25 protein-coding genes and 1 pseudogene are annotated in these 26,105 nt (G+C 55.9%); 9 read left to right on the forward strand and 17 right to left on the reverse strand.

The features are described 5' to 3' along the window. Nucleotides 1-696: 696 nt before the first annotated feature. Nucleotides 697-990, reverse strand: a complete 294-nt coding sequence (locus NZ705_09615) for a hypothetical protein (protein MCS7293207.1) — start codon at nucleotides 988-990, stop codon at nucleotides 697-699. Nucleotides 991-1,239: 249 nt separating this feature from the next. On the opposite strand from NZ705_09615, the gene cax reads away from it, so the two are divergent. After that, nucleotides 1,240-2,313, forward strand: coding sequence for a calcium/proton exchanger (cax, locus tag NZ705_09620; GenBank protein ID MCS7293208.1), 1,074 nt, complete (start codon nucleotides 1,240-1,242; stop codon nucleotides 2,311-2,313). 68 nt (nucleotides 2,314-2,381) lie between these two features. After that, the gene (locus NZ705_09625) at nucleotides 2,382-4,037 is read left to right on the forward strand and encodes a ShlB/FhaC/HecB family hemolysin secretion/activation protein (GenBank protein MCS7293209.1); all 1,656 of its coding nucleotides are present in this window, start codon (nucleotides 2,382-2,384) and stop codon (nucleotides 4,035-4,037) included. On the opposite strand, the gene NZ705_09630 is transcribed toward NZ705_09625, so the two are convergent. From NZ705_09630 to NZ705_09640, 3 genes are all read right to left on the reverse strand, one after another. Further along, a complete protein-coding gene (locus NZ705_09630) occupies nucleotides 4,038-4,853 on the reverse strand; it encodes a Tab2/Atab2 family RNA-binding protein (protein ID MCS7293210.1) in 816 nt (271 codons plus the stop codon). After that, nucleotides 4,841-7,012: an alpha-glucan family phosphorylase gene (glgP, locus tag NZ705_09635; protein MCS7293211.1), complete on the reverse strand. Its 2,172-nt coding sequence runs from the start codon at nucleotides 7,010-7,012 to the stop codon at nucleotides 4,841-4,843. Before glgP ends, NZ705_09630 begins: the two co-directional genes overlap by 13 nt. Before the next feature lie 68 nt (nucleotides 7,013-7,080). Further along, a complete protein-coding gene (locus NZ705_09640) occupies nucleotides 7,081-8,133 on the reverse strand; it encodes a Fe(3+) ABC transporter substrate-binding protein (GenBank protein MCS7293212.1) in 1,053 nt (350 codons plus the stop codon). Between the two features lie 252 nt (nucleotides 8,134-8,385). Between NZ705_09640 and gltX the strand changes: the two genes are divergently transcribed. From gltX to NZ705_09665, 5 genes are all read left to right on the forward strand, one after another. Further along, entirely contained in the window at nucleotides 8,386-9,810 is a 1,425-nt protein-coding gene (gltX, locus tag NZ705_09645) for a glutamate--tRNA ligase (GenBank protein ID MCS7293213.1), read from the forward strand. A gap of 7 nt (nucleotides 9,811-9,817) precedes the next feature. Beyond that, nucleotides 9,818-10,624, forward strand: a complete 807-nt coding sequence (locus tag NZ705_09650; protein MCS7293214.1) for a glycosyltransferase — start codon at nucleotides 9,818-9,820, stop codon at nucleotides 10,622-10,624. Nucleotides 10,625-10,630: 6 nt separating this feature from the next. Next, complete coding sequence (gene leuC, locus NZ705_09655) at nucleotides 10,631-12,028, forward strand: 3-isopropylmalate dehydratase large subunit (GenBank protein ID MCS7293215.1); 1,398 nt, start codon at nucleotides 10,631-10,633, stop codon at nucleotides 12,026-12,028. Next, nucleotides 12,025-12,474, forward strand: coding sequence for a DUF29 domain-containing protein (locus tag NZ705_09660; protein ID MCS7293216.1), 450 nt, complete (start codon nucleotides 12,025-12,027; stop codon nucleotides 12,472-12,474). Before leuC ends, NZ705_09660 begins: the two co-directional genes overlap by 4 nt. 181 nt (nucleotides 12,475-12,655) lie before the next feature. Beyond that, nucleotides 12,656-13,354 (forward strand): hypothetical protein, encoded by a 699-nt coding sequence (locus NZ705_09665; GenBank protein ID MCS7293217.1) that lies wholly within the window; start codon nucleotides 12,656-12,658, stop codon nucleotides 13,352-13,354. 30 nt (nucleotides 13,355-13,384) lie between these two features. On the opposite strand, the gene gloA is transcribed toward NZ705_09665, so the two are convergent. The 12 genes from gloA to NZ705_09725 form a co-directional block, all read right to left on the reverse strand. Continuing rightward, nucleotides 13,385-13,810: a lactoylglutathione lyase gene (gene gloA / locus NZ705_09670; protein MCS7293218.1), complete on the reverse strand. Its 426-nt coding sequence runs from the start codon at nucleotides 13,808-13,810 to the stop codon at nucleotides 13,385-13,387. Nucleotides 13,811-13,852: 42 nt separating this feature from the next. After that, nucleotides 13,853-14,812 carry a DUF58 domain-containing protein gene (locus tag NZ705_09675; GenBank protein ID MCS7293219.1) on the reverse strand — a complete coding sequence of 320 codons (960 nt, stop codon included), beginning with the start codon at nucleotides 14,810-14,812 and terminating at the stop codon, nucleotides 13,853-13,855. A gap of 87 nt (nucleotides 14,813-14,899) precedes the next feature. Further along, complete coding sequence (gene rpmE / locus NZ705_09680; GenBank protein MCS7293220.1) at nucleotides 14,900-15,208, reverse strand: 50S ribosomal protein L31; 309 nt, start codon at nucleotides 15,206-15,208, stop codon at nucleotides 14,900-14,902. Between the two features lie 28 nt (nucleotides 15,209-15,236). Next, nucleotides 15,237-15,641, reverse strand: coding sequence for a 30S ribosomal protein S9 (rpsI, locus tag NZ705_09685; protein MCS7293221.1), 405 nt, complete (start codon nucleotides 15,639-15,641; stop codon nucleotides 15,237-15,239). Nucleotides 15,642-15,644: 3 nt separating this feature from the next. Further along, nucleotides 15,645-16,085 (reverse strand): 50S ribosomal protein L13, encoded by a 441-nt coding sequence (gene rplM, locus NZ705_09690; protein ID MCS7293222.1) that lies wholly within the window; start codon nucleotides 16,083-16,085, stop codon nucleotides 15,645-15,647. Nucleotides 16,086-16,207: 122 nt separating this feature from the next. Further along, the gene (locus NZ705_09695; GenBank protein ID MCS7293223.1) at nucleotides 16,208-16,645 is read right to left on the reverse strand and encodes a photosystem I reaction center subunit II; all 438 of its coding nucleotides are present in this window, start codon (nucleotides 16,643-16,645) and stop codon (nucleotides 16,208-16,210) included. A gap of 61 nt (nucleotides 16,646-16,706) precedes the next feature. Next, the gene (clpB, locus tag NZ705_09700; protein ID MCS7293224.1) at nucleotides 16,707-19,307 is read right to left on the reverse strand and encodes an ATP-dependent chaperone ClpB; all 2,601 of its coding nucleotides are present in this window, start codon (nucleotides 19,305-19,307) and stop codon (nucleotides 16,707-16,709) included. A gap of 112 nt (nucleotides 19,308-19,419) precedes the next feature. Next, on the reverse strand, nucleotides 19,420-20,094 hold the full coding sequence (locus tag NZ705_09705) for a DUF1614 domain-containing protein (protein ID MCS7293225.1): 675 nt from the start codon (nucleotides 20,092-20,094) through the stop codon (nucleotides 19,420-19,422). 15 nt (nucleotides 20,095-20,109) lie between these two features. After that, a complete protein-coding gene (locus tag NZ705_09710; protein ID MCS7293226.1) occupies nucleotides 20,110-20,880 on the reverse strand; it encodes a ChaB family protein in 771 nt (256 codons plus the stop codon). A gap of 78 nt (nucleotides 20,881-20,958) precedes the next feature. Beyond that, on the reverse strand, nucleotides 20,959-21,285 hold the full coding sequence (locus tag NZ705_09715; GenBank protein MCS7293227.1) for a hypothetical protein: 327 nt from the start codon (nucleotides 21,283-21,285) through the stop codon (nucleotides 20,959-20,961). 268 nt (nucleotides 21,286-21,553) lie between these two features. Next, nucleotides 21,554-22,183 carry a Uma2 family endonuclease gene (locus NZ705_09720; GenBank protein MCS7293228.1) on the reverse strand — a complete coding sequence of 210 codons (630 nt, stop codon included), beginning with the start codon at nucleotides 22,181-22,183 and terminating at the stop codon, nucleotides 21,554-21,556. 134 nt (nucleotides 22,184-22,317) lie between these two features. Then, complete coding sequence (locus NZ705_09725; GenBank protein ID MCS7293229.1) at nucleotides 22,318-24,018, reverse strand: iron uptake porin; 1,701 nt, start codon at nucleotides 24,016-24,018, stop codon at nucleotides 22,318-22,320. A gap of 180 nt (nucleotides 24,019-24,198) precedes the next feature. Here NZ705_09725 and NZ705_09730 point away from each other — a divergent pair. Beyond that, a pseudogene (locus tag NZ705_09730) lies at nucleotides 24,199-24,597 on the forward strand (DUF29 domain-containing protein). Nucleotides 24,598-24,599: 2 nt separating this feature from the next. Here the strand turns inward: NZ705_09730 and NZ705_09735 are convergent. Then, entirely contained in the window at nucleotides 24,600-24,959 is a 360-nt protein-coding gene (locus NZ705_09735; protein ID MCS7293230.1) for a metalloregulator ArsR/SmtB family transcription factor, read from the reverse strand. A 100-nt stretch (nucleotides 24,960-25,059) separates the two neighbouring features. On the opposite strand from NZ705_09735, the gene arsB reads away from it, so the two are divergent. Further along, nucleotides 25,060-26,100 carry an ACR3 family arsenite efflux transporter gene (gene arsB, locus NZ705_09740; protein MCS7293231.1) on the forward strand — a complete coding sequence of 347 codons (1,041 nt, stop codon included), beginning with the start codon at nucleotides 25,060-25,062 and terminating at the stop codon, nucleotides 26,098-26,100. The last annotated feature ends 5 nt before the right edge of the window (nucleotides 26,101-26,105 follow it).

Below are 26,105 nucleotides of genomic sequence, written 5' to 3' on the forward strand. Positions count from 1 at the left end.
GAACGACCATACCTGCTTTTGCCGATTCCTTGCAGGTAGGGAAAAGGTGACATGACCGACCGATACTGTTTCCTGGCGAATTCCTGGCAAACGGGCCGCAGGTCAGCACCAGCGCCGCTGCTTGGTGTGTCGAAATGCCAAGTCTCCTGGTCCACGCCGGCTCTATAGCAAAAAACATTTGAGCTGGCGTGTTTGAGCAGCGGGCAAGGCAAAAGCGTCAAGGTCTCTAGTTGTAGCTCATGCCAAACATTGTGTGCTTAGCTATAGAAGCAGCGCGCTTGAGACCAGTGAAAAAGCTGGACAACTGGCGGCAACGGCGGGGCGATTCACTCTCTAACTGTTCCACGACTAAGGGTTCACCCTTGTCCGCCGCAAGCCTAACGACCTGGGCACACGTTTCCAGCATGAATGCCTGTGTCTGGCCGCCAGGGGATGGCGCCAGGTTTGTTCGATACTGACAATCACGCGCCAGCCGTGCTTTGACAGTTGGTCGTTGCTTTAGCACTACGGGCGGTGGTTTGTACCTTGTACTTGCTGTAGCGCTTGGACAAACCGAATGCCCGTTAATTCCAGGTAGACTTTCTTGCCCTTCCGTCCTGGCCCAAAAGACAAGCAGTTTGCAAAGCGGAACAGGCGACGCGAACCGAAACACAACCGTATCTTGCCTGCTTGCCTGTCGGCTTCCAGACGCGCAAGTTAACTCTGGAACCTGGCTAAGCGCCGTTTGTTTTGGTGCAAGACAAGCCGGCGCTTTTTTTTGGCAATCACCCGTTCTGCTTGGCGTATTCGCTGTTGCGGCTGCTCAACTTGCGTCGCTTGACTTTCCTTGACGGCCCGTATGCGTCCTTCCAGTTCCACACGGGCACTGGTGATACCAAAATGCTGCAGGAACGCCGGTTTTGTCTGGTTTTTGTCTTGCCCGGCAACAGTAGCGGCAAAGCAAGACCGCATAGGCGGCCAGCGCCGCATGCTGTGCTGGTGCGGTGGCATGCAAACTTGGTAGCTAAATGTCAGAATTCCGGTACGAAATTCCCTGCCGTTTGACCCAGTCACTTAATTTCATTAACAGATGTCCATCTCTATGTGTACATAAATCAGCAGTTGTCTACCCCGCTTGAGTTGTTGCCAGAGCTGCGTATGGTCGTGAACCGAAGAGACCGTCATCGGTTTTTGCGCTCGTGCTCGCCCACCAGTGTAGGGCAAACCTGATATGATCAGGGCGACTCCCGTGCAACCGTCATGACTGTCAAGCAAAAGATGGGTCTGGGTTTGCTGGTGTTTCTGCCGCTGTCCTGGGCGGCGGTTGCGTGGCGTTGGGGAGAACTGGCGACCTGCATCACGGCAGGCCTAGCGATTGTGCCCTTGGCCATCTGGTTGAGCACGGCGACGGAGGAACTGGCGCTGGTTATGGGTCCCACCCTGGGCGGCTTGCTGAACGCCGTATTTGGCAATGCGACGGAACTAATTCTGGCGCTGGTAACCCTGCGAGCGGGGTTAGTGGAAGTGGTCAAGGCCAGTATTACTGGGACGGTTGTGGCCAACCTCCTGCTGGTGCTGGGCCTGGCGATGTTGTTGGGGGGATTGCGCCACAAGGAACAGCAGTTCCAAGCGATTGTCCCCCAGGTGAACGCCCCCTCGATGACCCTGGCGGTGATGGCCATTTTTTTGCCGACGTTGCTGGCCCGCACAGCGGAAGGTCAAGGCCTTGCCCCCCACGCAATTGCTCATCTGTCGGTGGTGGTGGCGGCGGTGTTGATGGGGGTTTACGGGTTGACGCTAGTGTTTGCCCTGAAAACCCATAGCTATCTCTACGACGTGGGTGTGACGGAATTGGGGGAACCCCACGACCGCCCCAATCTCTGGTTATGGCTAGGGGTCCTAGCGGCGGCAACGGTGGGCGTGGCGGTTGAGTCGGAAATCTTTGTGGGCGTCATCGAAGAGGCGACAGCGCAACTGGGACTCACGCCCTTGTTTACTGGGGTCATCCTGCTGCCGTTGCTGGGAGGTGCGGCAGAGTACGTGACGGCGGTGAACGTGGCGATGAAAAACAATATGAATTTGGCGGTGTCGGTGGCGATGGGGTCGAGTGCATTGGTGGCCCTGCTGGTGACGCCGGTGCTGGTGCTCGTCGGCGAATGGTGGGGCCAGCCGATGGACTTGAATTTCAACCTGTTTGAGGTGGTGGCGGTGGCCCTCGCGGTGACGGTGGCCAATATGATTAGCCTGGACGGGCGCTCTAATTGGTTGGAGGGCAGCCTGCTCCTGGCTAGTTACGGGGTGATTGCAGTGGCGTTTTACTACCATCCGGCTTGACGCCTGAGGTGAGAACGGGTTTTACTGGGGCTAGGTTCGCTGAAGAAAAATAACAAAAAATCGGGGTCATGTTCAGACGCGTGTGGTGTGGGGTCGGTCTGACGATTTTATTTCTATGGGCGGGGGATACCATCGCCCAGGCATCGTCACGGGATGACCCGCCTTTACTGAAGGCTGCACCATTGACAGTAGCGCAAGCCCCGCCGTTGGATTTGGACCAGGTCATTTTGGTGGAATCGCTAGAGGTGGTGGGCAGTACGATTCTCACCCCCGAAGACATTGCCCGCTTCATCCAACCGGTGGTGTCGCAGCGGGTGCCGCTCCGGCAAGTTCAGGATGTCGCCGACGCCATTACCCGTTTCTACGTGGACCGGGGGTTTATCACGTCTCGCGCTGTCATCGTGCCGGAGACGATTCCCACAGGGCGTTTGCGCATTGAGGTGATTGAAGGGCGCTTGACAGACATCCAAATCAGCGGCAATCGCCGGTTATTCAGCAGTTACATTCGCGACCGGTTGCAGTTGGCTGCGGGAACACCCTTGAACACGAATGCCCTAGAGGACCAATTGCGCTTGCTGCGGGCGTCGCCGTTTATTGCCAACCTGGAGGCTAGTCTGCGACCAGGGGAAAAACCGGGCGAAAGCCTCCTGGTGGTGCGCATTGAAGAAGACCCTCAACCCTTTGTCCTGTCGTTTGGGATTGATAACTACGTGCCGCCGAGCATTGCCCCCCAGCGGGCCTATCTCTCCTTGGGCTATCAGAACTTGAGTGGCCGCGGCGATGAAATTTTTGGCTCCTATGCGGTGGGGTTGAATTTTACGGATTGGCAACGGGCGGCTCTCAATGAATACACCCTGACGTACCGGGTGCCCTTGAACGCCAAGGATGGGACATTGCAGTTCCGGGCGGTGGTGACGAACAACCAGATCACGGAAAGGGCGTTTGCCGGGTTCAACATCACCGGCGAGTCCCAGTTCTACGAGCTGAGTTTCCGGCAGCCCCTGTTTCGCAGCATCCGGCAGGAATTGGCGCTGTCAGGGGCTTTTGCTTGGCAACAGTCTCAAACGTTTGTTTTCGATGTGATTGGCACCACGAGTCGCACCAGCGTCCTGAAATTCGGGGTGGATTACCTACGGCGCGACCGCAAGGGGGTGTGGTCGGCCCTAGGCCAGTTCAACTGGGGATTGCCCATCCTGGGTGCGACGGACATTCCCGATGGTCCAGGTGGTCTGGTGACCCCGGATGGCCGCTTCTTCAGTTTCCAGGCACAAGGTCAACGGGTGCAGAACTTTGGCAATGACCTGCTGCTGATTCTGCGGGCGGATGCACAAATTGCCGCCAAACCCCTGCTCCCGCAGCACCAGTTCGTTATCGGCGGCGCCCAATCGGTGCGGGGTTACCGGCAAAATGCCCGGGCGGGGGACAACGGGTTTCGCATTTCGGTGGAGTCGCGCATTCCAGCGGCCCGGGATGGCGACGGGCGCGTGATTTTCCAGGTGGCTCCCTTTATTGAGTTTGGGCGGGTGTGGAACAAGCGCAACAACCCGGATCCGCCTCTGCAACCCCAGACGCTGGCGGGTTTGGGAACGGGGCTGCTGTGGAGTCCGGTACCAGGGCTGGACATCCGGTTTGATGCAGCCATCCCCCTGGTGTACAACCGCGACCGGGGCCGAGACGCCCAAGACTACGGCCTTTATTTCAACCTGAACTACCGAGCGTTCTAGTCACCACAGCGCCAGCGTTTGCATCAACCAGAAACCCGCCAACCGCTCGGCTTCGGGATGGGATTGCACCGCCAGGAAGTGCACCCCCTGGGCTTGCTGTTGCTGGGTCTGAAATGTGGGGCCGCCGCTGGCTCTGGCAGCAAACAACCACCGCTCGTCCAGGCCGCTTAAGAGCACCACCTGGTCTCCCGTCACCTGCACCTCCGCCAGTTCCAGCCCACTCATCCAGGCCGCTAGCGCCGTCGCCCGCCCCGAATAAATCACAGCGCCGGGAATCACCGTTTCGTCCGGCAAGTGGATGTACTGCAGCGGCAGCAATTCGCCAAAATCCGCCCACGCGTGCGCTTCCCGGCGAATATCCCCCCACAACAAGGTCGCCCAGGCCCACTTCTGGCCGCGCAGCGCTTCCGGCAATGGTTGGGGCGCAGCCGTAATGCCAGCGGGTGGGGGTGGCGTCGCCAGTGGTTGGAAACCGGGCATCTGGCTGTAAACGTGACGCCAGCGTTCCTGCAACCAGTGAGCTAACGCGACAACGCGCCGGCTGGGGAGTACTGTCACCTGCAGCGGTTCACAGGCCCGCTGGAGCATGGGCAACATCGGCGCCCGGAAACTCCGGAGATGGGTAATGCTGTGCTGCTGCACCGGAGATGCCAGCGTTTCCCGCAGCCATTGACTATTCACCTGGTCGGGGGGACAAGTTTGGGCTACTTGGTTTTTCCCTTGGGGGTCGCACAACAACAGTTCCCAGAGTTTTTTACCCTGGTCGTCCACCACCGGGCGGGTGTAAAAATCCACCTCCCACACTACCCGCGCCATGACCCGCTGACGGCTAGTTCTCGGCTGGGGGCATAAATGTACTGGATGTAGTCCCGCACCATGCGGTCGGTATTGAAACGGGGCGCATTAGTACGGATGGACGCCTTCATGCGCTGGATCCACCGCCGGGGTAATCCCGCTTCGTCCCGCTCGTAGTACATGGGGACAATTTCTGTCTCGAGCAGGTGATACAGGGATTCGCTGTCTTGCTTGTCCTGCAATTCCTGATTGCTGGTGTGCAAGTCCTCGCCGATGGCCCAGCCGTTGACCCCCGGCACGTAGCCCTCGCACCACCAGCCATCCAGCACGCTGAAATTGATCCCGCCATTGAAACACACCTTTTGACCGCTGGTGCCCGATGCTTCTAAAGGCCGCCGGGGATTGTTCAGCCACAGGTCCACTCCCTGGATCAAACAGCGGGCCGTGTGCATATCGTAGTCCTCGATGAAGGCCACCCGCTTTTGCAGGTCCGGGTCGCGGCACCACTCCAGCAATCGTTGGATAATCCGCTTGCCCTCTTCATCGGCGGGGTGGGCCTTGCCGGCAAAAATCAACTGCACCGGTCGTTCGGGGTTGGTCAGGATGCGCTTGGCCCGGTCGGGGTCGCGAATGATGAGATAGGCCCGTTTGTAGGCACTAAAGCGGCGGGCAAACCCAATCGTCAACGCTTGGGGGTCCAGCCAGTGGGCAATCGCCTCCAATTGTTCCAGTGGCTCTCCCCGTTGCTGGCGACTGGCAAACAAGCGACTGCGGGTGTAACTAATCAACCGTTGCTTCAGCAGTTGGTGCCGTTGCCAGAGTTCCGCATCGGGAATCTGCTCGACCCGTTCCCAGATTTCTGGCTCCGTCACATGGGCTTCCCATTCGGGATGGACATAGGTGCGGAATAGGTCGCCAAACAAGGGCGCGGTCCAGGTCGGGGCATGCACCCCGTTGGTAATCGCACCGATGGGCACCTGCTCCACCGGCCGGTCGGGATAGAGGATGGACCACATCTGGCGCGACACTTCCCCATGCAACTGGCTCACCCCATTGGCCGCCCGCGTCAAGCGCAACGCCAGCACCGTCATGTTAAACGGCTCCCACGGGTCGCCCAACCGCCGCGCCCCTAACGCCAAAAACTGCTCCCGCGACAGGTGCAACTGGGGCCAGTAGGTGGCAAAAAACGAATCCATCAAATCCGGCGAAAAGGCGTCGTGACCAGCAGGCACCGGCGTATGGGTCGTAAACACGGACTTTTGCCGCACCCGGTCTTCCACCGCATAGAACGATTGTCCTGTGCGTTGCATCTCCAACCGCGCCAGTTCCAGCAAGGCAAATGCCGCATGACCCTCGTTCAGGTGATAGACCGCTGGCTGCAACCCCAGCTTGTCCAGCAGGCGCACCCCGCCAATCCCTAGCAAAATTTCCTGGGCAATGCGCGTCTCCTGATTGCCTCCGTACAGATGGGCCGTCAACCAGCGGTCAATCGGGTCATTCACCGGCACGTCCGAATCCATCAGGTACAAATCCGAGCGCCCGACCCGCACCCGCCAGACCTGGGCCACCACGTGCCGTCCGCGCACCTCCACCATCACCGTCAAGGGGCGTCCATCTGGTTCCCGCACCAATTCCAAGGGCATTTCCTGGAACTGGTTATCCACGTAGTAGTCCTCTTGCCAGCCCTGGCGATTCAAGCGTTGCCGGAAATAACCCTGGCGGTAGAGCAACCCAATCCCCACCATCGGCAAGCCCATATCCGACGCCGATTTCAGGTGGTCTCCCGCCAAAACACCCAGGCCGCCAGCGTAGAGGGGTAGAGATTCATGAATGCCAAACTCCGCACAGAAATAGGCCACCGGTTGCTGCGGCGTAATGTGGGGCGCCAGGGGACAGGTGCGGGGCTGCATATAGGCTTCAAAGCGAGCCGCCACGTTTTGCACCAACTGCACGTAATCGGGGTCTGTGGCCGCTTCGTCTAGCCGCTCCTGGCTCACCTTCTGCAAAAACAGCACCGGATTGTGGTGGCATGCCTCCCACAGTTGCTGGTCAATCGGTGCGAACAACCGTAACTGCTGACCCGACCACGTCCACCAGTAGTTAAACGCCAGCGTGGCCAAAGGCTGTAAAACGTTGGGCAAACGGTCGCGAATGGTCGTGAGCGGGTCCAACAGTTTCATGGCCAACCCATCAGATGAATACGTAGATTCAATATATATCTTGACCGCACCTGATGGGTCGCCCCCGGTTAAGCCCAGCCCGCCCGGTCCGTAATTTTCAGCGCCAATTCGTTGTTGCGGCCAAAGACGCTGGCGTTGATCGGGTCTTGCTTAAAGGTCCCAAAGCTTGCCAGGACGGGATCAATCGGCACCCCCGCTACCGCCGGATACTCATTATTCCCCCGCGCCAGCACGTCTTGGGCCTCCCGCGACGCCAGAAATTCCAAAAACCGCACGGCATTCCGACTATTCGGAGCACTGACAATCACGCCTGCGCCGCTGATATTCACGTGCGTTCCCCAGGAGTTTTGGTTCGGGAAAATAATGCCCATCTTTTGTCCGGCTTCTCGGTCGGCGGGATTGGGGGACTTGAGCAGGCGAATCAGGTAGTAGGTGTTACTGACCGCCAATGCCCCCACGCCAGCCGCCGCCGCCCGGATTTGGTCCGTATCACCTCCCTGGGGTGGTCGTGCCAGGTTTTCGGCAATTCCCCTTGCCCAGCGTTCGGTGCGCGCTTGGCCCAGGTGCCGGATTAAAGCGCCCACTAGCGACTGGTTGTAGATATTCCGGGACGAACGGATTAACACTTGCCCCCGCCAGCGTGGGTCGGCCAATTCCTCATACGTAGAAATGTCCCCCGGTTTCACCCGGTCTTTGTTGAACATAATCACCCGTGCCCGCCGCGTAAACCCAAACCAGTGGTTCCCCGGTTCCCGCAACGACGCCGGAATCGAACGGGTCAAGATGGGAGAATCCACTGGACGGAACAAGCCCGCCTGCTGCGCTCGCCACAGACGCCCCGCATCTACGGTAAACAGCACATCCGCCGGCGAATTGCGTCCCTCGCTGCGAATCCGCTCGATGAGCTCATCATCTTTGCCCTCCAACACATTCACCCGAATTCCCGTCGCCTGGGTGAACCGCCGGAACAACTCCTTATCGCTGTCGTAGTGCCGAGAAGAATAGACATTGACCACCCCTCGCTGGGCCAACGCCGGTTGGTAGGCGGTAAAGCGCCCGATTGTAGTCACCGTCACCAGAGACGCCCCACCAAGTAACACATCACGCCGCGAGATTCCCATAGTTGCTAAAAATTCCCAACAAACATCCTTTGCCGTGCTATTTTAGGATTACTGCGACTAAATGGCAACATTTTCCACGATCTTGTAACGTCGGGTAGCAGGCTAAGCCGGTAAGAGCGGAAATTCTGCTGCTGGCGCGGTTTACTGTTGGCAATAAATTTCACATCCTTACTGATGAGCGCTTGCAGATGGGGAGCGAAGGGACAGCGGGTGCGTTAAGATCATCGGCAATCGGTTTGGGGAGAGACAGCAGTGACAGTGCGGGTGCGGATTGCTCCGAGTCCGACGGGGAATTTGCATATTGGTACAGCGCGGACGGCGTTGTTCAACTGGCTCTTTGCCCGGCATCACGGGGGTGAATTTATCCTGCGGATGGAGGACACGGACCGAGAGCGCTCGCGACCAGAATTTGCAGAAAACATCATCAGCGGGTTGAAATGGCTGGGGTTGGACTGGGACATCGGCCCCATCTGGCAAACGCAGCGGTTGCACCGGTATCAGGAGGTGATTGCCCAGCTTCTGGCCCAGGGCTTTGCCTACCGGAGCTATGAAACGGAAGAAGAGCTAGCGGCGATGCGGGCGGCCCAGGAAGCCCAGAAACTTGCCCCCCGCTACAACAACCAGCACCGGCATCTGACGCCGGAGCAGGAAGCCGCCTTTCAAGCCCAGGGACGCAAGCCCGTGATCCGGTTCAAGATTGACGACGAGCGGGAGATTGTCTGGCACGACCTGATACGCGGAGAAATGCGCTGGCGCGGGAGTGACCTGGGGGGCGACATGGTAATTGCGCGGGCGGACGGCCAACCCCTGTACAACTTTGCGGTGGTGGTGGATGACGTGGATATGCAGATTACCCATGTAATTCGGGGAGAAGACCACCTAGCCAACACTGCCAAGCAGATTTTGATTTACGAAGCGCTTGGGGCACCCATACCCGCCTTTGCCCACACGCCGTTGATTCTCAACCCCGAGGGGCGCAAGTTATCCAAGCGGGACGGGGTGACATCTATTTCTGAATTTCGGCAGATGGGGTACGTCGCGCCGGCGCTGGTGAATTACATGGCCCTGTTGGGCTGGTCGCCGCCGGAGGGCAAAGAGCTTTTGACGCTCCAGGAAATGGTGCCCCTGTTTTCCCTGGAACGGGTGAACAAAGCAGGCAGCAAATTTGACTGGGACAAGTTGAACTGGATCAACAGCCACTACCTGCACCAGATGTCACCGGCCCAACTGGTCGCCGAACTGGTGCCGTTTTGGCAAGAGGCGGGATATGCGGTGGAGCCGGAACGAGACCAACCTTGGTTAGAGCAGGTGGCGGCGTTGATTGGTCCCAGCTTGGCCACGTTGAAAGATGGGGTTGCCCTTGCCCGTTTCTACATGACCGAGCAGGTGAGTTACGACGACGAAGCGAAAGCGCAATTGCAGCAACCCCAGAGCCAGGAGATTTTGCGACAATTTCTCGCAACGAGTGACCCCCAGCAACTAGAGGAGGCCCAGGCGCTGGTGCAAAACGTCATGCAGACCTGTGGGGTGAAAAAAGTCCAGGTGATGAAAACGCTACGGGCGGCGCTCATGGGAACCTTGCATGGGCCAGATTTGCTTCAGTCTTGGTTGATCCTGGCGCAGCGAGGTTTTGCGCAATCACGATTACGGGCGGCCTTGTCGTTGACTCCCGCCTAGCTCCGCGATGAAATTTTCCATCATCACGCCCTGTTACAATGCAGCAGCTTCCTTGCCAGAAACAATTGAGTCCGTCCTGCAACAAACAGCAGTGCGCTCTGGCCAAGTGGAATTGGAATACTGGATTTGTGATGGGGGTTCGACGGATGGGACGTTGGAATTGCTAAAGAATTACAACCATCCAGCATTGCGAATTCATTCCGCGCCCGACCAGGGGATGTATGATGCGTTGGCCCAAGGTCTATCCCAAGCCACCGGTGATGTGATAGCTTACATCAATGCTGGCGATTTTTATTACCCCCAGGCGTTTGCCGTTGTCGCCCAGATGATTGCCACCGGACAGGTGGATTGGCTCACCGGTTATCGCGTGATCTATAACCAGTTTTCCCAAGTAATTCAAGTGGATTTGCCCTATCCCTATCGCCGGGAATTGTTTGCCTACGGTTTGTACAACCAAGCCTGGTGTCGGGTGCAACAGGAATCCACGTTTTGGACGCGGAAAGTGAACCGGCAAATTGATGTTGAACGGCTGAAAACGTGGCGGTATGCTGGGGATTATTTTCTGTGGATGCAGTTAGCTCGGGTGACGGATTTGCAGGTGGTGCAGAGTTATTTAGGCGGTTTCAAGCGCCATCCAGGCCAGTTGTCCCAACGGCGGGATTTGTACAACCAGGAGGTGGCTCGCATGACCCAACCGGCACCTTTGTGGGCCAAACTCATCCATGCGTGGGACTATGGCTGCTGGCGTTGGCGCAAAAACTATCCGGGGGTTTGGCGGTTTGACCCTAAGATAGATCAATGGCGTCGGTTTTAGGTATCCATGAGTCGGGGAACGCTGTTTGATAAAGTCTGGGCCGAGCACGAAGTGGCCACCCTGCCGTCTGGACAAACGCAACTATTTATCGCTTTGCATTTGATCCACGAAGTGACCAGCCCCCAGGCGTTTGCCATGCTGCGGGAGCGGGGGTTGTCGGTCATGTTTCCGGAGCGGACGGTGGCGACAGTGGACCACATCGTGCCAACGGACCAACGCCAGCGCCCTTTCCTGGACCCCCTGGCAGAAGAAATGATTGAAACGCTGGAGAGAAACTGCAAAGACTTTGGCATTAAGTTATACAACATTGGGTCGGGGAATCAGGGAATTGTGCATGTGATTGCGCCCGAGTTGGGACTAACCCGACCGGGAATGACGATTGCCTGTGGGGATAGTCACACGTCCACTCACGGGGCGTTTGGGACGATTGCGTTCGGGATTGGCACCTCGCAGGTGCGGGATGTCTTGGCGACGCAAACCCTGGCGGTGAATAAACTCAAGGTGCGCAAGATTCAGGTGGATGGGCCACTGGCGCGAGGGGTCTATGCCAAGGACGTGATTTTGCACATCATTCGCACGCTGGGGGTGAAAGCCGGGGTGGGCTATGCCTACGAATACAGCGGCAGCACCATCCACGCTATGAACATGGAGGAGCGGATGACGATTTGCAATATGTCCATTGAAGGTGGGGCCCGCTGTGGGTATGTGAACCCTGACCAGGTGACGTATGACTATTTGCGGGAACGGCCCCTGCGACCGGCGGATTGGGAAGCTGCCGTTTCCTATTGGCAACAGTTCGCCAGCGACCCCGATGCGGAATACGACGATGTGGTGCAGTTTCAGGCGGAAAACATTGCGCCAACGGTGACCTGGGGCATTACGCCGGGCCAAGGAATTGGGGTGGACGAGCGCATTCCCAAACTCGAGGACTTGCCGCCGTCGGAACGGGAGTTGGCCCAGGAAGCCTACGCATACATGGGAGTGACGCCGGGACAACCGATTGCCGGGATGCCAGTAGATGTGTGTTTCATCGGCAGTTGCACCAACGGGCGGATTACGGATTTGCGGGAAGCGGCTAAGGTGGCCCAGGGGCGACGGGTGCATCCAGGCGTCAAAGCGTTTGTGGTGCCAGGCTCCGAAGCGGTCAAACGCCAGGCGGAAGCGGAAGGACTCCATGAGATTTTCCTGGCAGCAGGGTTTGAGTGGCGCTCGCCAGGGTGTTCGATGTGCTTGGCGATGAACCCCGATAAGTTGCAGGGGCGGCAAATCAGCGCGTCGTCGTCCAACCGCAATTTCAAGGGACGGCAAGGGTCAGCGACAGGACGCACGTTACTCATGAGTCCGGCGATGGTGGCGGCGGCAGCGGTGACAGGCCGGGTGACAGATGTGCGGGAGTTGCTATGAATTTCCTGTACGAGACGGACTTTTATGCGTGGACCCAGGCGCAAGCGCAAGCCCTAGCTGAGCGGGATGTCACTAAGCTAGACTGGCCCCATTTGCAGGAGGAAATCGCCGCATTGGGCCGGCAGGAGTATCGAGAACTAGTTAGCCGACTCACCGTTCTCATCGGTCACCTGCTGAAATGGCAATACCAACCAGAGTGCCGTTCCCGCGGTTGGTTTTTGACGATTCGGGAGCAACGCCGGGCCATTCGACGTCATTTACGACGCAATCCCAGTCTCCAAGCTCTGGCAGATGAAGCCATGACGGATGCCTTTGAAGCAGGGGTGGACCTAGCGTTGCGAGAAACAGATTTGCCTCTGCGTACCTTTCCCGAACAATGCCCTTACGCCTTCCTGCAAGTGCTGGCGGATGACTTTCTCTGCGATACGCGCGCCGATTGGCCCTAGCACCTAGCTCACTCGGAAGGCCCATTGTTAGAAAAATCAAGGGCAGGGCTGCGCTCTGCAGGCATAGATAGTTCAGCTACAGTTACATGCCGGCGTCTCGAACTAGGCGGGATTGAAAGGGTCCTGCGAGCGGCTCTGGGGACGGGTTTTGTGTTAAATTAACTGGAAACAGGGTCGCTCGATGAGACTCACAAGTAAGCAGAGCAAAGCACTGGCGAATCTAAGTAAAGCGGGCGTTGTTAACGCTTTTTTTCGCATTTCTGCCACTGCTGATGGTCGTTACGCAACGGTGGAGCGTGACTTCTCTGCTAGCGGCCCCGTCTTTGTGAGCAATGACGACTTGATACTTCTCGAGGGTCGATTGCGGAGTGCAGTCGGCGAACGGGCACGGGAAAACCATGCTCCCAAAGCAGTTGGAATGTTTATGCTGAGAGTGCCCGAAAAGAAGCTCGAAGCAATTATCTTAGTTGCCCGACCAAAAGTAGCACAAGAAATCTCAGAACCCTTAGAAGCAGATTGGACAGCACTAATAGATGCAGGTGTGCAGCGATTAACTATAAAGTTCCTCTATCCGTTGACCGAGATCGAAGAAATCGAAGCAACGGAGGGACCTCCCCCTATAGCCATTCAAGTCGAACCGAGCGACCGCCAGTGTGACCTAGAGGCCACAGAGCCGCTACTTTCCCAGGCGATGGAATGGGGTCGTAAGCAGCTTGAAAAATTGGCCAGCGAACCAACTAACCTGAAACTACTCCTATCGAGCAAAGGTTCCCTGGAGCTATGGCTTGATGTGGCTCTCAAACAGGTTGGCATTCGCTTGCTTTCTGAAGACCTTGAGCTGGTAGTGGACAGCAATTTCACCCTTGAGACCAGTCGTTAGTCTGTCAGGGCCTGAACCAGCCTGGGGTCCCTAGGTTGCTTGAGCTAGCTCTCGTTTTTGGGTGGGTTCATAAGTATCCAGTTGAATTAACTCAATTTTGTACCCTGTCGGGTCCTCTACAAAGGCAATCACCGTGGAGCCGTGTTTCATTGGGCCAGGCTCGCGCACCACTTTCCCGCCCTTGGCCTTGATGTGTTCACAGGTGGCGTAAATGTCCTCAACCCCTAGGGCAATATGGCCAAAGCCATTGCCCAAGTCGTAGTTGCTTTGCCCCCAGTTGTAGGTCAGTTCAATCACAGCTTCCTGGGCTTCATCCCCGTAACCCAAATACGCCAGCGTAAATTGACCGTCGGGATAATCCTGCCGCCGCAACAGTTTCATCCCTAAAACTTCGGTATAAAACTTGATGGACGCTTCCAGGTCGCTAACGCGGAGCATGGTGTGCAGGATGCGCATGGACGTTCTCCCCCTAAACCGGACTCACCCCTATTATGGTGATTAGAAAGAGATAGTGGTTAATAGTTGCGCGTCCCCCAGCGGCGGCGTGACACCGGCAGAAAAGACAATGCACCGGTCTTGAGCAGTCAGGGGCACCTGCACCGGCGGTTGCGTCGTAAATTCCACCACAGCCAGCACTCGCAAAATCGCATCCAAATGGCCTAGCCCGCGTCCCCAACTGGTCCGGGCATCCGTTGTCACCAGGGCCACTGGATATCCCTTCTCCAGTAAATCCCGTGCCAAACCCGCACAGGTGGCAACCCCTTGTTCCCCGCGCTGGGGTTCCATGCCGGCTGGAGCGACGTTATAGAAGTACAACGTCAAAGCGTCTGTCTCCTGGCGCTCCAAATCTCGGACAAGCCACCTATCCCGCCGCGCCGAGACTTTCCAGTGAATCCGCCGCACATCGTCTCCCACCCGAAAATCCCGCAACGCTAAGAACTCACCTTCCCCACCCGCCCGCGCCTGGGGACGTTCTCCTTGACCCACCAGCGCCAAAGAACGCAACGGCGGCGGTTGCCCTAGGGACGGATAGACCAGTACCGTAACAGGCGCCTGAATCACTCGCACCTTGCAGAACAAATCGAAGGGAAAGCGGGTGCTCAACTCATAGCCTGCAATCGTCCACCACCCACGCCGGGGAAAGGTTAAACGGTACGTCCCTTCCACTGTCTGGCCCGGGTCAATCCGCAGAAAATAATTGGCTGGGGCTGTCACTCCTTCACCGAGCCGGTCGGTAATGCTGATGGAAAAGGTGGGAATCCGGCGCTTGCGATTGTGGACCCTGAGAATCACTAGCGTTGGCACGCCCGCAAATATCTGGCTGGGAAAGACCCGTTCCACCGCCAGCCCCTTCATCACTTCTTCGGATAGGACGCCGCTGGCGATGATCAAACTCAGCAGCATTCCCAGCAACAGGTAGAGCAAGTTGTTGCCCGTGTTAAATGCCCCAATGCTCACCAGGACCGTAATTGTGGTGAAAATACCACCAACCCGGGTGAAGGTAAAGCGCCGGGGCAGCCGCTGAAACCAATCTCGGGAAAACACCTATTTCTTTTTAGTAGGTTTAGGGGTTTTAGCGGTAGGCTTGGTGTCCTTGGTCGCTTTGGTCTCCGGTTTCTTCTCGGGCTGGGCTTTGGTTGCCGGAGCTGGCGGTTTGGTGTACTTGCGCATGAACCGCTCTACCCGCCCTTCGGTGTCCACAATTTTTTGGGTGCCGGTGTAAAAGGGGTGATTGCCCGACCAAATTTCCACGTGCAACTGGGGTTTGGTCGAACCCACCGTCATCACCACCTTCCCCTCGCAGTAAACGGGCGCTTCAGGATACCACTCAGGATGGATACCAGGCTTGGGCATGGGAACCGCCTCCTTCAACGGCAATATCTTAACGCTTGGAGTACTGGGGCGCCTTGCGGGCTTTCTTCAACCCATACTTACGGCGTTCTTTCGCGCGGGGGTCACGGGTGAGATAGCCTTCGGCTTTGAGGGGTTGCCGATTATCCGGGTCCAACTGGCACAATGCCCGCGCCACCCCCAACCGAATCGCTTCCGCCTGGCCGGTTAACCCGCCGCCGTGGGCATTCACTAGCACGTCGTACTCGTTCTCCAGACCCAGCGTTTCCAACGGCGCCTTGATCGCGGCCAAGCACGTCGGCATCCCCTTGAGATATTCTTGCGCATCCCGGTCGTTAATCACCACCCTACCCGTGCCCGGACACAGCCGCACCCGTGCTACCGCCGTTTTCCGCCGTCCTGTACCCCAATAGGTCACCCGTTGCGCCGTCGCCATGGCTTACGCTTCCTCCAGTCGAATTTCCTGCGGTTGCTGGGCGTGATGGGGATGGTCTGGCCCCGCATATACCCGCAATTTGGTAAATAACGCCCGTCCCAACCGGTTCTTCGGCAACATCCCCTTGACCGCCTCCTCAATAATCCGCTCCGGCAAGCGGGCGTTTAACTGGGCAAAGGTTTCGACTTTCATCCCTCCCGGTCGTCCCGAGTGCCGCCGGTACAGTTTCTGGGTGCGTTTTTTACCCGTTACTTCCACGTCCTTGGCGTTGACCACAATCACATAATCCCCTGTGTCCAAGTAGGGCGTGTAGATAGGTTTGTCTTTACCTCGCAAAATCCGCGCCACCTTGCTCGCCAGCCGTCCGAGCCGTTGTCCTTTGGCATCAATCACGTACCACTTAGGCTGGAGCGCTGCCGCCGAAGGAACGTAGGTGGTGTTCATGAACGGTTCCAAAAACGTCATAATCTTTAACTATACATCATGGGGCGACCTCCAGACAAGGGCCATAAAAAAACACCCCGCAGGGTGATGGCGCGAGTGTTAGGAGCGCAGAACGTTGGCAACTATTGCACGTCGTAGGGGTTTTGCCCAGTGAACTTGAGTCGGGCCGGTTCGGGGTTTTGGCCGATGCGCCGGTCGAGTTTGCCCACATAGGGACGGCCCGGATTGACCTTTTCGGGATAGACCCCGTCGGCGGGATGGAGATATTGAATTTCCCCGTTGGGGTAAATCCGGTAGATTTTGTAGTCAATTTTGAATTTGCTGCGCAGTTGGGCGCCCAGGGCCAGGCATTGTTCCTTGCGGGCCAGATACAGCAGGTTCGGCCCTTCGCGCATGATGGCGGCGCCGCCAGTGGGCATTTCAAACACTTGCTCTTTGGGGCTGCTCCAGGTGATGGCGTACTTTTCCTCCACTTCGGCTTTGCGGAGCAACCCGCCCGTACTGCCGCCAAAAATCGGGGCCGGCGTATTCAAATCCAGGGTCATAGGCACTTCCACCATGAAGAACTCGATGGCATCGTACCACTCCCACAGCGACGACAGGCGAGCTTGTGAAAAAGCTTTACACTCGCTGGCAGGTCAACCGCTCGGCCACCACGTCCACCCGCACCGTGTCGCCTTCCTGGAAGGTGCCCTTGAGTAATTCGCGGGCCAACAGGGTTTCCAGATGGCGTTGGATCGCGCGTTTCAAGGGTCGTGCGCCATAGACTGGGTCGTAGCCCACCTCCGCCAAGAAATCCACCGCCGCATCGGTCAACTCCAGCTTGACCTTTTGTTCGGCTAAGCGCTGGCGCAGGCGTTCCAGTTGCAGGTGCACAATCTGGCGCAGTTGCTCGCGGGTCAAGCTCTTGAAGATGATGATTTCGTCAATGCGGTTGAGAAATTCGGGGCGGAAGTGGCTGCGCATGACCTCGAGCACCCGCTGGCGCAATTCCTCGTCCTTATCGGGTTGGCCCGCCAAATCCAGGATGTATTGCGACCCCAGGTTGCTGGTCATGATGATGATGGTATTTTTGAAGTCCACCGTGTGGCCCTGGGAATCCGTCAAGCGCCCGTCATCCAGAATTTGCAGCATGATGTTGAACACGTCCTCGTGGGCCTTTTCAATTTCGTCAAACAGCACCACCGCATAGGGCCGGCGACGGATGGCTTCCGTGAGTTGCCCCCCTTCTTCGTAACCGACGTATCCCGGCGGCGCCCCAATGAGCCGAGCCACGGTGTGCCGTTCCATGTACTCGGACATGTCAATGCGCACCAGGGCCTTTTCCGTGTCAAACAGGTATTCCGCCAGGGCTTTGGCCAGTTCCGTTTTCCCCACCCCCGTCGGACCCAGAAAGATGAAACTGGCAATGGGGCGGTTGGGGTCGGATAAACCAGCGCGGGAGCGTTGAATAGCCTCGGCAACGGCTTTCACCGCTTCGTCTTGGCCGATCACCCGCCGGTGCAGTTCTTCCTCCAGGTGCAACAGCCGTTCCTTTTCCGACGCCATCAACTTGGTCACCGGAATTCCCGTCCACTTGGCGATGATTTCGGCAATGTCGGCTTCGGTCACTTCTTCCCGCAACAATGTCGTTCCCGACCGTTGCAATTCCTTCAATTTGGCTTCGGTGGCCTGGAGTTGTTTTTCCAGTTCCGCCCGCTTGCCGTATTTGAGTGTGGCCGCCCGGTTCAGGTCGTACTCCCGCTCCGCCTGTTGAATTTCCACATCCACCTGGGCAATCGCTTCTTTAATCGCCTTGCGTTGCTCCAGGATTTCTTTTTCTGCTTGCCACTGGGCGTTGAGTTGCTGCTGTTTTTCTTTAAGTTCCGCCAGTTCCCGCTCTAGTTTGCTCAGGCGTTCTTTGGAAGCAGCGTCCTCTTCTTTTTGCAGCGACAACCGCTCCATTTCCAGTTGCAGAATCTTGCGGTCAATTTCATCCAGTTCTTCCGGCTTGGATGTGGTTTCCATCTTGAGTTTGGCCGCCGCTTCGTCCACCAGGTCAATGGCTTTATCGGGTAAGAAGCGGTCGCTGATGTAACGGTTGGACAACACCGCCGCCGCAATCAACGCCGAGTCGGAAATTTTCACGTTGTGGTGGGTTTCGTAACGGTCTTTTAACCCCCGCAGGATGGAAATCGTATCTTCCACGCTCGGCTCGGCCACAAACACTTGCTGGAAGCGACGTTCCAAAGCAGCATCTTTCTCGATGTACTTGCGGTACTCATCCAGGGTGGTCGCGCCGATACACCGCAGTTCTCCCCGCGCCAGCATCGGTTTGAGCAGGTTGCCGGCGTCCATCGCCCCTTCGGTTGCTCCGGCTCCCACGACCGTATGAATCTCATCAATAAACAGAATGATTTGCCCGTCGGAACTGGTGACTTCCTTCAGCACTGCTTTCAGGCGGTCTTCAAATTCACCCCGGTATTTGGCCCCCGCAATCAGCGCCCCCATGTCCAAACTAATCAAGCGCCGGTTTTGCAGGGATTCGGGCACATCACCCCGTACGATCCGTTGAGCCAGTCCTTCCACAATCGCCGTTTTCCCTACCCCTGGCTCCCCAATCAAAACGGGGTTATTTTTGGTGCGCCGCGACAGGATTTGGATCATCCGGCGGATTTCCTCATCCCGGCCAATCACGGGGTCGAGTTTTCCTTCAGCAGCCTGGCGGGTCATATCCCGACCATATTTTTCGAGTGCTTCGTAGGTGGCTTCTGGATTGCGACTTTTCACGGTCTGACTCCCCCGAATTTTCTGGATGACTTCTTTCAATTTCTGGTCGCCGCTAATACCGAATTCCCGCAGTAAATTTTTACCGATACGCTCGTCTTGGGTGTAGGCCAATAGCAGGTGCTCAACGGCAATGAAATCATCTTTGAATTGTTGACGGTATTGTTCAGCGCGGTCGAGTAATTTATCCAAACTATTGCCGATATAGAGTTGGCCATCTCCACCCGTCACTTTGGGGTTGCGCCGCACAAAGGCTTCCACTTTTTCCCGTACTTGCTGGGGATTGATATTCAACCGCTGAAAGATACTGTTGGCCAACCCTTCCGCGTTCAACAAAGCCAGCAGCAAATGCTCAGATTCCAGTTGCTGGTTCTGATTCTGCTTGGCGATTTCTACCGATTGGACAATGGCGTTCCAAGCGCTTTCGGTAAATTTATTGGGGTCATTCGGTTGCATAGGGCTTTACCAGGATAGGAATTGCTTTTTCCGGTCTTTTTTCAGTATAAAACTGGGTTTTGCTGCTGCTGGTACGGTCGTCCGTATTTTTTTAGGTTGATCTCCCAACGCCCTAGGTCAACAACAGGGAAAACAACCCACACAGGGCAATGCCATCGAACACACCCGCCCCGCCAATGCTCAAAATGCCCGGCGTCATCCGTTCAATCTGGGGCAAGTGCAGCAAATCCGCGCCGATCAAGGTCCCTAGCACACCCCCCGCAAAGGCTACCGGTGGCGCATTCACCCCGCCTGTCATCAAAATCGCCGTCATGGCTGCTGTTAGGGGAGCTACCAGCGCATTCATCTGAATCCCAATGCCGGGTACCACCTGGGCTGAGTAATAGCTCACCCCCGCCACAATCGCCGTCACCGTGAGAATTTGCAAGGGATTCGCTCGACCAAACTGGTACAGGGCTAGCAGCGTGGGAATCAGGCCACCCCCGACATTCAGGGCAACGATGGTCTTGCGTTCAATCTTGCGCAAGGGAATCCCCCAAAAAAACCGTGCGCTCCACAGCTCCGCCCAATCCGGCACATAAGTCACTTGCGACACGCGCTCATACAGGGGGATGTTGATGGTGCTCCCCAGTACCACCAGCGTAAACAGCAACAGCGCCGCTTGGGGTGAAAACCCTAGTTTCGCAACGGCCACTTGTACCGCATCCAGCGTAATCACCAGCCACAGAAATGGGAAGGTGAGCAGGAAGAGAAGAAAGAGTAGGAATGTGACTGGCAAGTAAATCATAGAGCCACAAATAAATTACTCGGATTTGCGCTTGGAAAAAATCCCCCGCTCATCCCGGTCAAATAGATGTTTAATCCGTTCCCAGGCTTTTATCAAAGCATTTTGGGGTTCGGGATGTTCATCCAAGGCCTGGTTATAGGCTTCCACAAAGGTTTGCTGCGCTTCTTCGGATAAATCTCCCTTGATCTCCGGCGCAATTTGGTCTTTACTGGCCAATTTCCCTTCGCCTTCCTTGGGAATTTGCATATCTGTAATGGCCACTTCTTCCCCACCCGCACTTTGCAAGAGTAAAAAAATTTCTCCGGATTTTTCCGCCGGTACTTCCACAACGAGAAGAAACTCGCCTGCTTGCACCCGCGTTTGGTAGATAGCCGCCTTATCTTGGGGCATTCCCAGGGAGATTAACGCTGAACCCAAACCCGCTCCCAACGCGCCGTAGATAGCTCCCGTCGTGGCTCCTAGCAACGCCGCCGCCAAGGGTCCCGCTGCCACCACTGTGCCGATGAACGGAATGAACAACACGCCTACCCCGGTCAGCAAGCTGAGTACCGAACCGAACAGAGACCCGTAGAGCGCTCCCGTTGCCAGCCCATCTAGGATCACATCCTTGCGGGTGAGAAAGCCAGTAATGCGGGCTTCAGTCTGGAAATTACGCCCAATAATGGAGATGCGTTCTCTAGGCACACCCCGGTTGAGCAAGCGTTGGACAGCTTCCTGGAGCGCTTCTTGACGCTTAAACGTGGCGGAGACGCACTTTTCGGGGGGAAGGGCAAAGGCAGAAGTCATGGCTGCTTTTCTAGTGACAGACCCCAGCTAATACTAGCATATCCCCCCCTTCGTTAAAGCTAGCGCGTTACATCCTCCTTATTCGATGATGATGATGAGCCCTCTGCAGGTTTTTCCGTCCCACTTACCCAAACAGATGATAGTGCGCTGTGCGCCCGCCTGATCCTGCGGAGAAACCACCAGCCGCTTGCCCTGCAATGCTTTGGGGTCCACTTCAAACACACCCGGTGCGACCCTTTTGCCCACAGTTCCCAAATTCACTGCTGGCGAACGTTCTGATACCGGTTCGGCGGGCAACTGGATAGGTTCTGGTGCAGGCCGCTGCTTGGTTGGCTGTTGTGCCATGCTACCCATTGGAGCCAATAATGTCGAAGCCAAGACCACAGAAAGGACTGTTTTGTTCATCTTTTTGACCCTCCAACGATGACCCCAAAGTTACAAGTAGCTACAACTCGACCTTTTTGTTTAGAGAGTCGTAACTATTTTGCATTCATTCAGACAGGTACAGTACCACAGTTGTTCCCCAGAACACCGGTCATCTGGGTGAAACGGTAGCGCCGATTGATACTGTAGGACCATTGAATTGGCGTCGGGATTCCCACAAGCTTAACGTTGTACTAGCAACAGGCAAGGGAGAATGCTCATTGCACTTGGATTACCATCATAACTAGCTCTACCGATTGGATAAACCAGCTTGTAGCGTCTCTAGTACAGTTTGTAATTGCCCATTTAATAGGGCGGGGACATTAAGCCATAAACCAGGAAAAACTCGGCTTTTGATAATTCCTTGCGCGTCGGGCATTTCTCTGAAATAGACCTGATTTTCTAAACAAAACCAGTAGAAGATTTGTTCGGACGCGACCCACACGAGATATTCCTTGACGCCACACCGACGATAGACATCTTTTTTGTCATGCAAATCGTAGGCCGCACTGCTGGAAGCAATTTCAGCAATCAATTCCGGCGCACCCTCTATGTAGTTGTCTGGACTAATACGGGATTGACCACCCTGGGCCTCATCCCAGCGAAGCAATAAATCAGGCTGTACTTCGTTCTTGGCATCTAAACGCACCGTCACATTATCTGCCGCAAAAACACCCGGCGTCGCACTCTGGTAAACGCCTAGCCAAGTCGCAAGCTGGACGTGGGGTAAGCCATGGAATTCATACCGCACAGGGGATGCCACGTAAACAACTCCTTCGACAAGTTCAGCTTTTTTGATATGGGTGCATTGTGCATAGCGGTACTCAAACTCTTCACGACTCAAGTGGTCGCCACTTTCTAAGGAAACAAAGTGTTTCATGGCTAGGGAACGCATTTGACCTAGTCTTCATCCTACCAAAAGATAAGATTTAGACTGGGTAAATCCCATCTGCCGTCTCTTGGGTCGCAGGGCGCAGCCCCGTTATCTTCCCTAGAGAAGAACCCGGAATAACATCAGAACGAAAACGTCGTCCTAATCGCCCCCACTAACACAGTGGGATTATCCCGATTGCCTTCAGGGTTGAAGATGGCGAAAATGCCCGGTGTGATTGATAGATATTCCGAATACTTAAAACGATAGGATGCTTCGACCAGGATGGGCACATCATCGCTACGACGGGCCACAAAACCATTGCTCACCAACCCCCGGCTGCTATTGAGATAGGGCGGCGCGCCCACCACCAATTGCGCTTGCGAACCCCGCGTCCCCACATCGGGAAAGGCAAACACCAGCGCGTAATTTAGGGCCGTGCCGCTGGCATTGATGCGCCGTTCTTCATCCCGAAACCAGGTCGCCCCAAACCATCCCCCAATGATAAAGTTCTGCAACGGTTGCCATTTGAACTGAAAGCCTGCATTGTCCGCCGAAACGCGATGACCCGCCGCCAGCGCATCCACCGATTGATTGCCGACCAGACCACCTAGGTTCAAGGGCACTGCATTTGGGTCGCTGTAACCCCGGATATACACTGCGCTCAACCCTAAATTCTCTAGGGGATAACCGGTCAACTGGGCATAGGCCACATAGGACGACCCAAATAACCCTTGACTCGGTGAGTAGGCCCCCGCTCCACTGTCACCGCTTGCCAAATACCCTAGGGTAAAGTTCAGCTTGTCGTTCAAGAAATTCACGCTAAAAGCTGCGCCGACACCCGCCCCGCCATTTTGGTTGTAAATTGGGTTGCGCAGACCAAAGGCGGAAATGGCCCCTTGACCGTCGTCATCCAACGGACTCAAGGTATCCACCTGGTCGTAAATGGCACCCCCTAACGCTGCAATCGTGATGCGTCCCTTGTCTCCTAACACCGGAAATTCATAGGTCAACGTATCTAAGCCCACCTGACCACCGGAACCGCCGTTGAGAAAGCCATAACTCACACTGGCGCTATTGGTTCCCGTTGCAGCCAAGGCGCTCGTCCCAGGGATTGCCCCCAGCGGCACATCATCAATTTGGAGATTGGTGGTGAGTAAATCCTTGCCGGTGAAGCTGGTGTTGAACGTTAAATTTACCCGGTAGCCAAATGTGACTGCATCCTGTAAATTCTGAGTGCTTCGGGGTTGACCCTTGGGTACCGCTTGCCGGTTAGCGCCAAAGGCCCCTTGCACTCCAAAAATCACTTGCCCGGTTAGCTTGGTGGTGGTGGAGAATTGCTGGGCTTCTAAAGTTGCTGTACGGGCTTCTAATGTATCCACGCGTCCCCGTAAGAGCGCCAGTTCCGCCGCAAATTCTTCCTGCAAGCGCTGGAGCAATTTCATGTCTTCTTTCGTGACCAAATTCTCAGTGGAAGCGGCGATTAACTCATTCATTCGGTCCAGGCAAGCATTCAACCCGGCGGCGAATTCATAGCGCGTCAACGCCCGACGACCTTGATACGTGGGGGGCTTGGTCGGCAAACCCACAATACAGCCGTAACGTTCCACCAGTGATTGCAACGCCTGAAACGCCCAGTCCGTTGGTTTCACATCCACAAACTCCGAAACCGATGTCACCTGGCCCAGTTCGTCTTCGACCCGTAAATTCCGCACATACTCTCGAACCTGGCGGATAGATTCCCGACTGTCGGTTACGTTGACTTGAGCGTGTACCCCAGCAGCCCAGACAATGCCCGTTACGATGGAACCGCTGACGAACCCACGCCACGTTAGCTTCATCATCACTCCTACCCACCATTCGTTTCATACACCGATGGTTTCAATCTTATCGCCATTAAGAATTGTTATCAAGACCTAACCTGACCAGGGCCGTAGAATGGTTGCAGGTGCAGTCCAGGTTAAAGGATGTCGCCAGTGGGTGAGCAACCGCACTCCCTTTATGAACAGGACTATCAGGGGTAGATTGGAAAAACAGTCCAGCTTTTGCGAGCCAGAGATTTCAACCAAATTGACCTGGAAAACCTAATTGAGGAGATAGAAAGCCTGGGGCGCAGTGAGAAGCGGGCTGTTTTGAGCCAACTGATCCGTTTGTGTGAGTAGCTGCTCAAGCTCAAATACTGGGAAAGTAAACGGGAGAACTGTTCTCGACAATGGCGGCAAGAAATGGCTGATTTTCGGCTGGAAATCGAACTCATCCTACAGGATAGCCCCAGTCTAAAGAATTATCTCCAGGAACAGTTTATAGGGGCCTATCAAAAAGCACGCAGGCAATTTCTAGCTACGAGTGGTTTACCGGATCAAGCCGTTCCCAAAGCGCCAAACTATACCCCAGAACAAGCACTCGATGAATGGTGGTTATGAAGCTACACCATGATAGCTGCATCCGTACTCAACACCTGGCGTAAAGCACTCAACAACTGGGGTACTAAACGGTAATAAATGCCAGTCCCCCGCCGCTCCCGCGTTAGCAATCCCGCGTCATACATGACTTTCAAATGATGACTGACAGTAGGTTGCGATAAGCCCAGGGTCTCCACCAGCGCACAAGCTTTGATTTCTTGACGGGGCTGCGCTGCAATCAAATTCAGCAAGTACAACCGCGTGGGGTCGCCCAGCACTCGAAAGACACCAGCGAGGGCTTCCGCCTGTTCAAACGTCAGCCGACCCGTCAACAAGGGCGGGCAACAACGCCAAACCTGCGGATCAACCGTTCTGACCTTCATACCCACTCCACCCTAAGCCCATCATCACCCACTGTATAGATACTTGTCAATATAGATGCAGGTTGATATAGTGAGTTTGGATTTCGTTGAGATAGAGGCCATGGGAAAGGCTGCGCCGTTGGGGGTTTTTGAACGGTATTTGTCGGTGTGGGTAGCGCTGTGCATTGTCGCAGGGGTGAAGTTGGGGTTAGCGTTTCCCCAGGTGTTTGGCTTCATCTCGCGCCTGCAATATGCCAACGTGAATTTTGTGGTGGCGGTGCTGATTTGGGTCATGATTTACCCGATGATGGTGAACGTAGATTTTGCTTCGCTGCACCAGGTGGGACGCAAACCCAAGGGACTGTGTATCACGCTGGTGGTGAATTGGCTCATTAAGCCCTTCACGATGATGTTGCTGGGGTTGTTGTTTTTCCGAGTCATTTTTGCCGGGTGGGTGTCTCCCCAAGCAGCACAGGAATATATTGCGGGGATGATTTTACTGGGAGCAGCCCCGTGTACAGCGATGGTGTTTGTCTGGAGTCAATTGGTGCGGGGCGATGCCAACTACACGCTGGTGCAGGTGTCCATTAATGACCTAATCATGGTGTTTTTATTTGCCCCTATCGTGTCGTTTTTGCTAGGGGTGACGGATATTCAAGTGCCCTGGGAAACTTTGTTACTTTCAGTCATTTTGTATGTCTTGATTCCCCTGGTGGCGGGCTACTGGACGCGCAAACGGTTAGATGCAATCGGTCATGAAATTGCCATTGCCAAGTTTTGTGAGCAAATTAAGCCCTATTCCATCGTGGGATTGTTAGCTACTGTTGTCTTGCTGTTTGGGTTTCAAGCGCAAACAATTCTGCAGCAACCGGCGGTGATCGCACTCATTGCCCTTCCCCTGCTGGTGCAAAGCTACGGGATTTTTGCGATTGCCTACGCCTGGGCGTATGTTTGGCGGGTGCCGTTTGAAGTGGCAGCGCCAGCGGCGTTGATTGGCACGTCCAATTTCTTTGAACTGGCGGTGGCGGTGGCAATTAGTTTGTTTGGCCTGGAGTCGGGGGCGGCGCTGGCGACGGTGGTGGGAGTGCTGGTGGAAGTGCCGGTGATGCTGTCGCTGGTGGCGCTGGCAAATCGCACGCGTCAATACTTTGCTCACACGTAAGGAGG

It is taken from the genome of Gloeomargarita sp. SKYB120 (assembly GCA_025062155.1).
Lineage (GTDB): Bacteria > Cyanobacteriota > Cyanobacteriia > Gloeomargaritales > Gloeomargaritaceae > Gloeomargarita.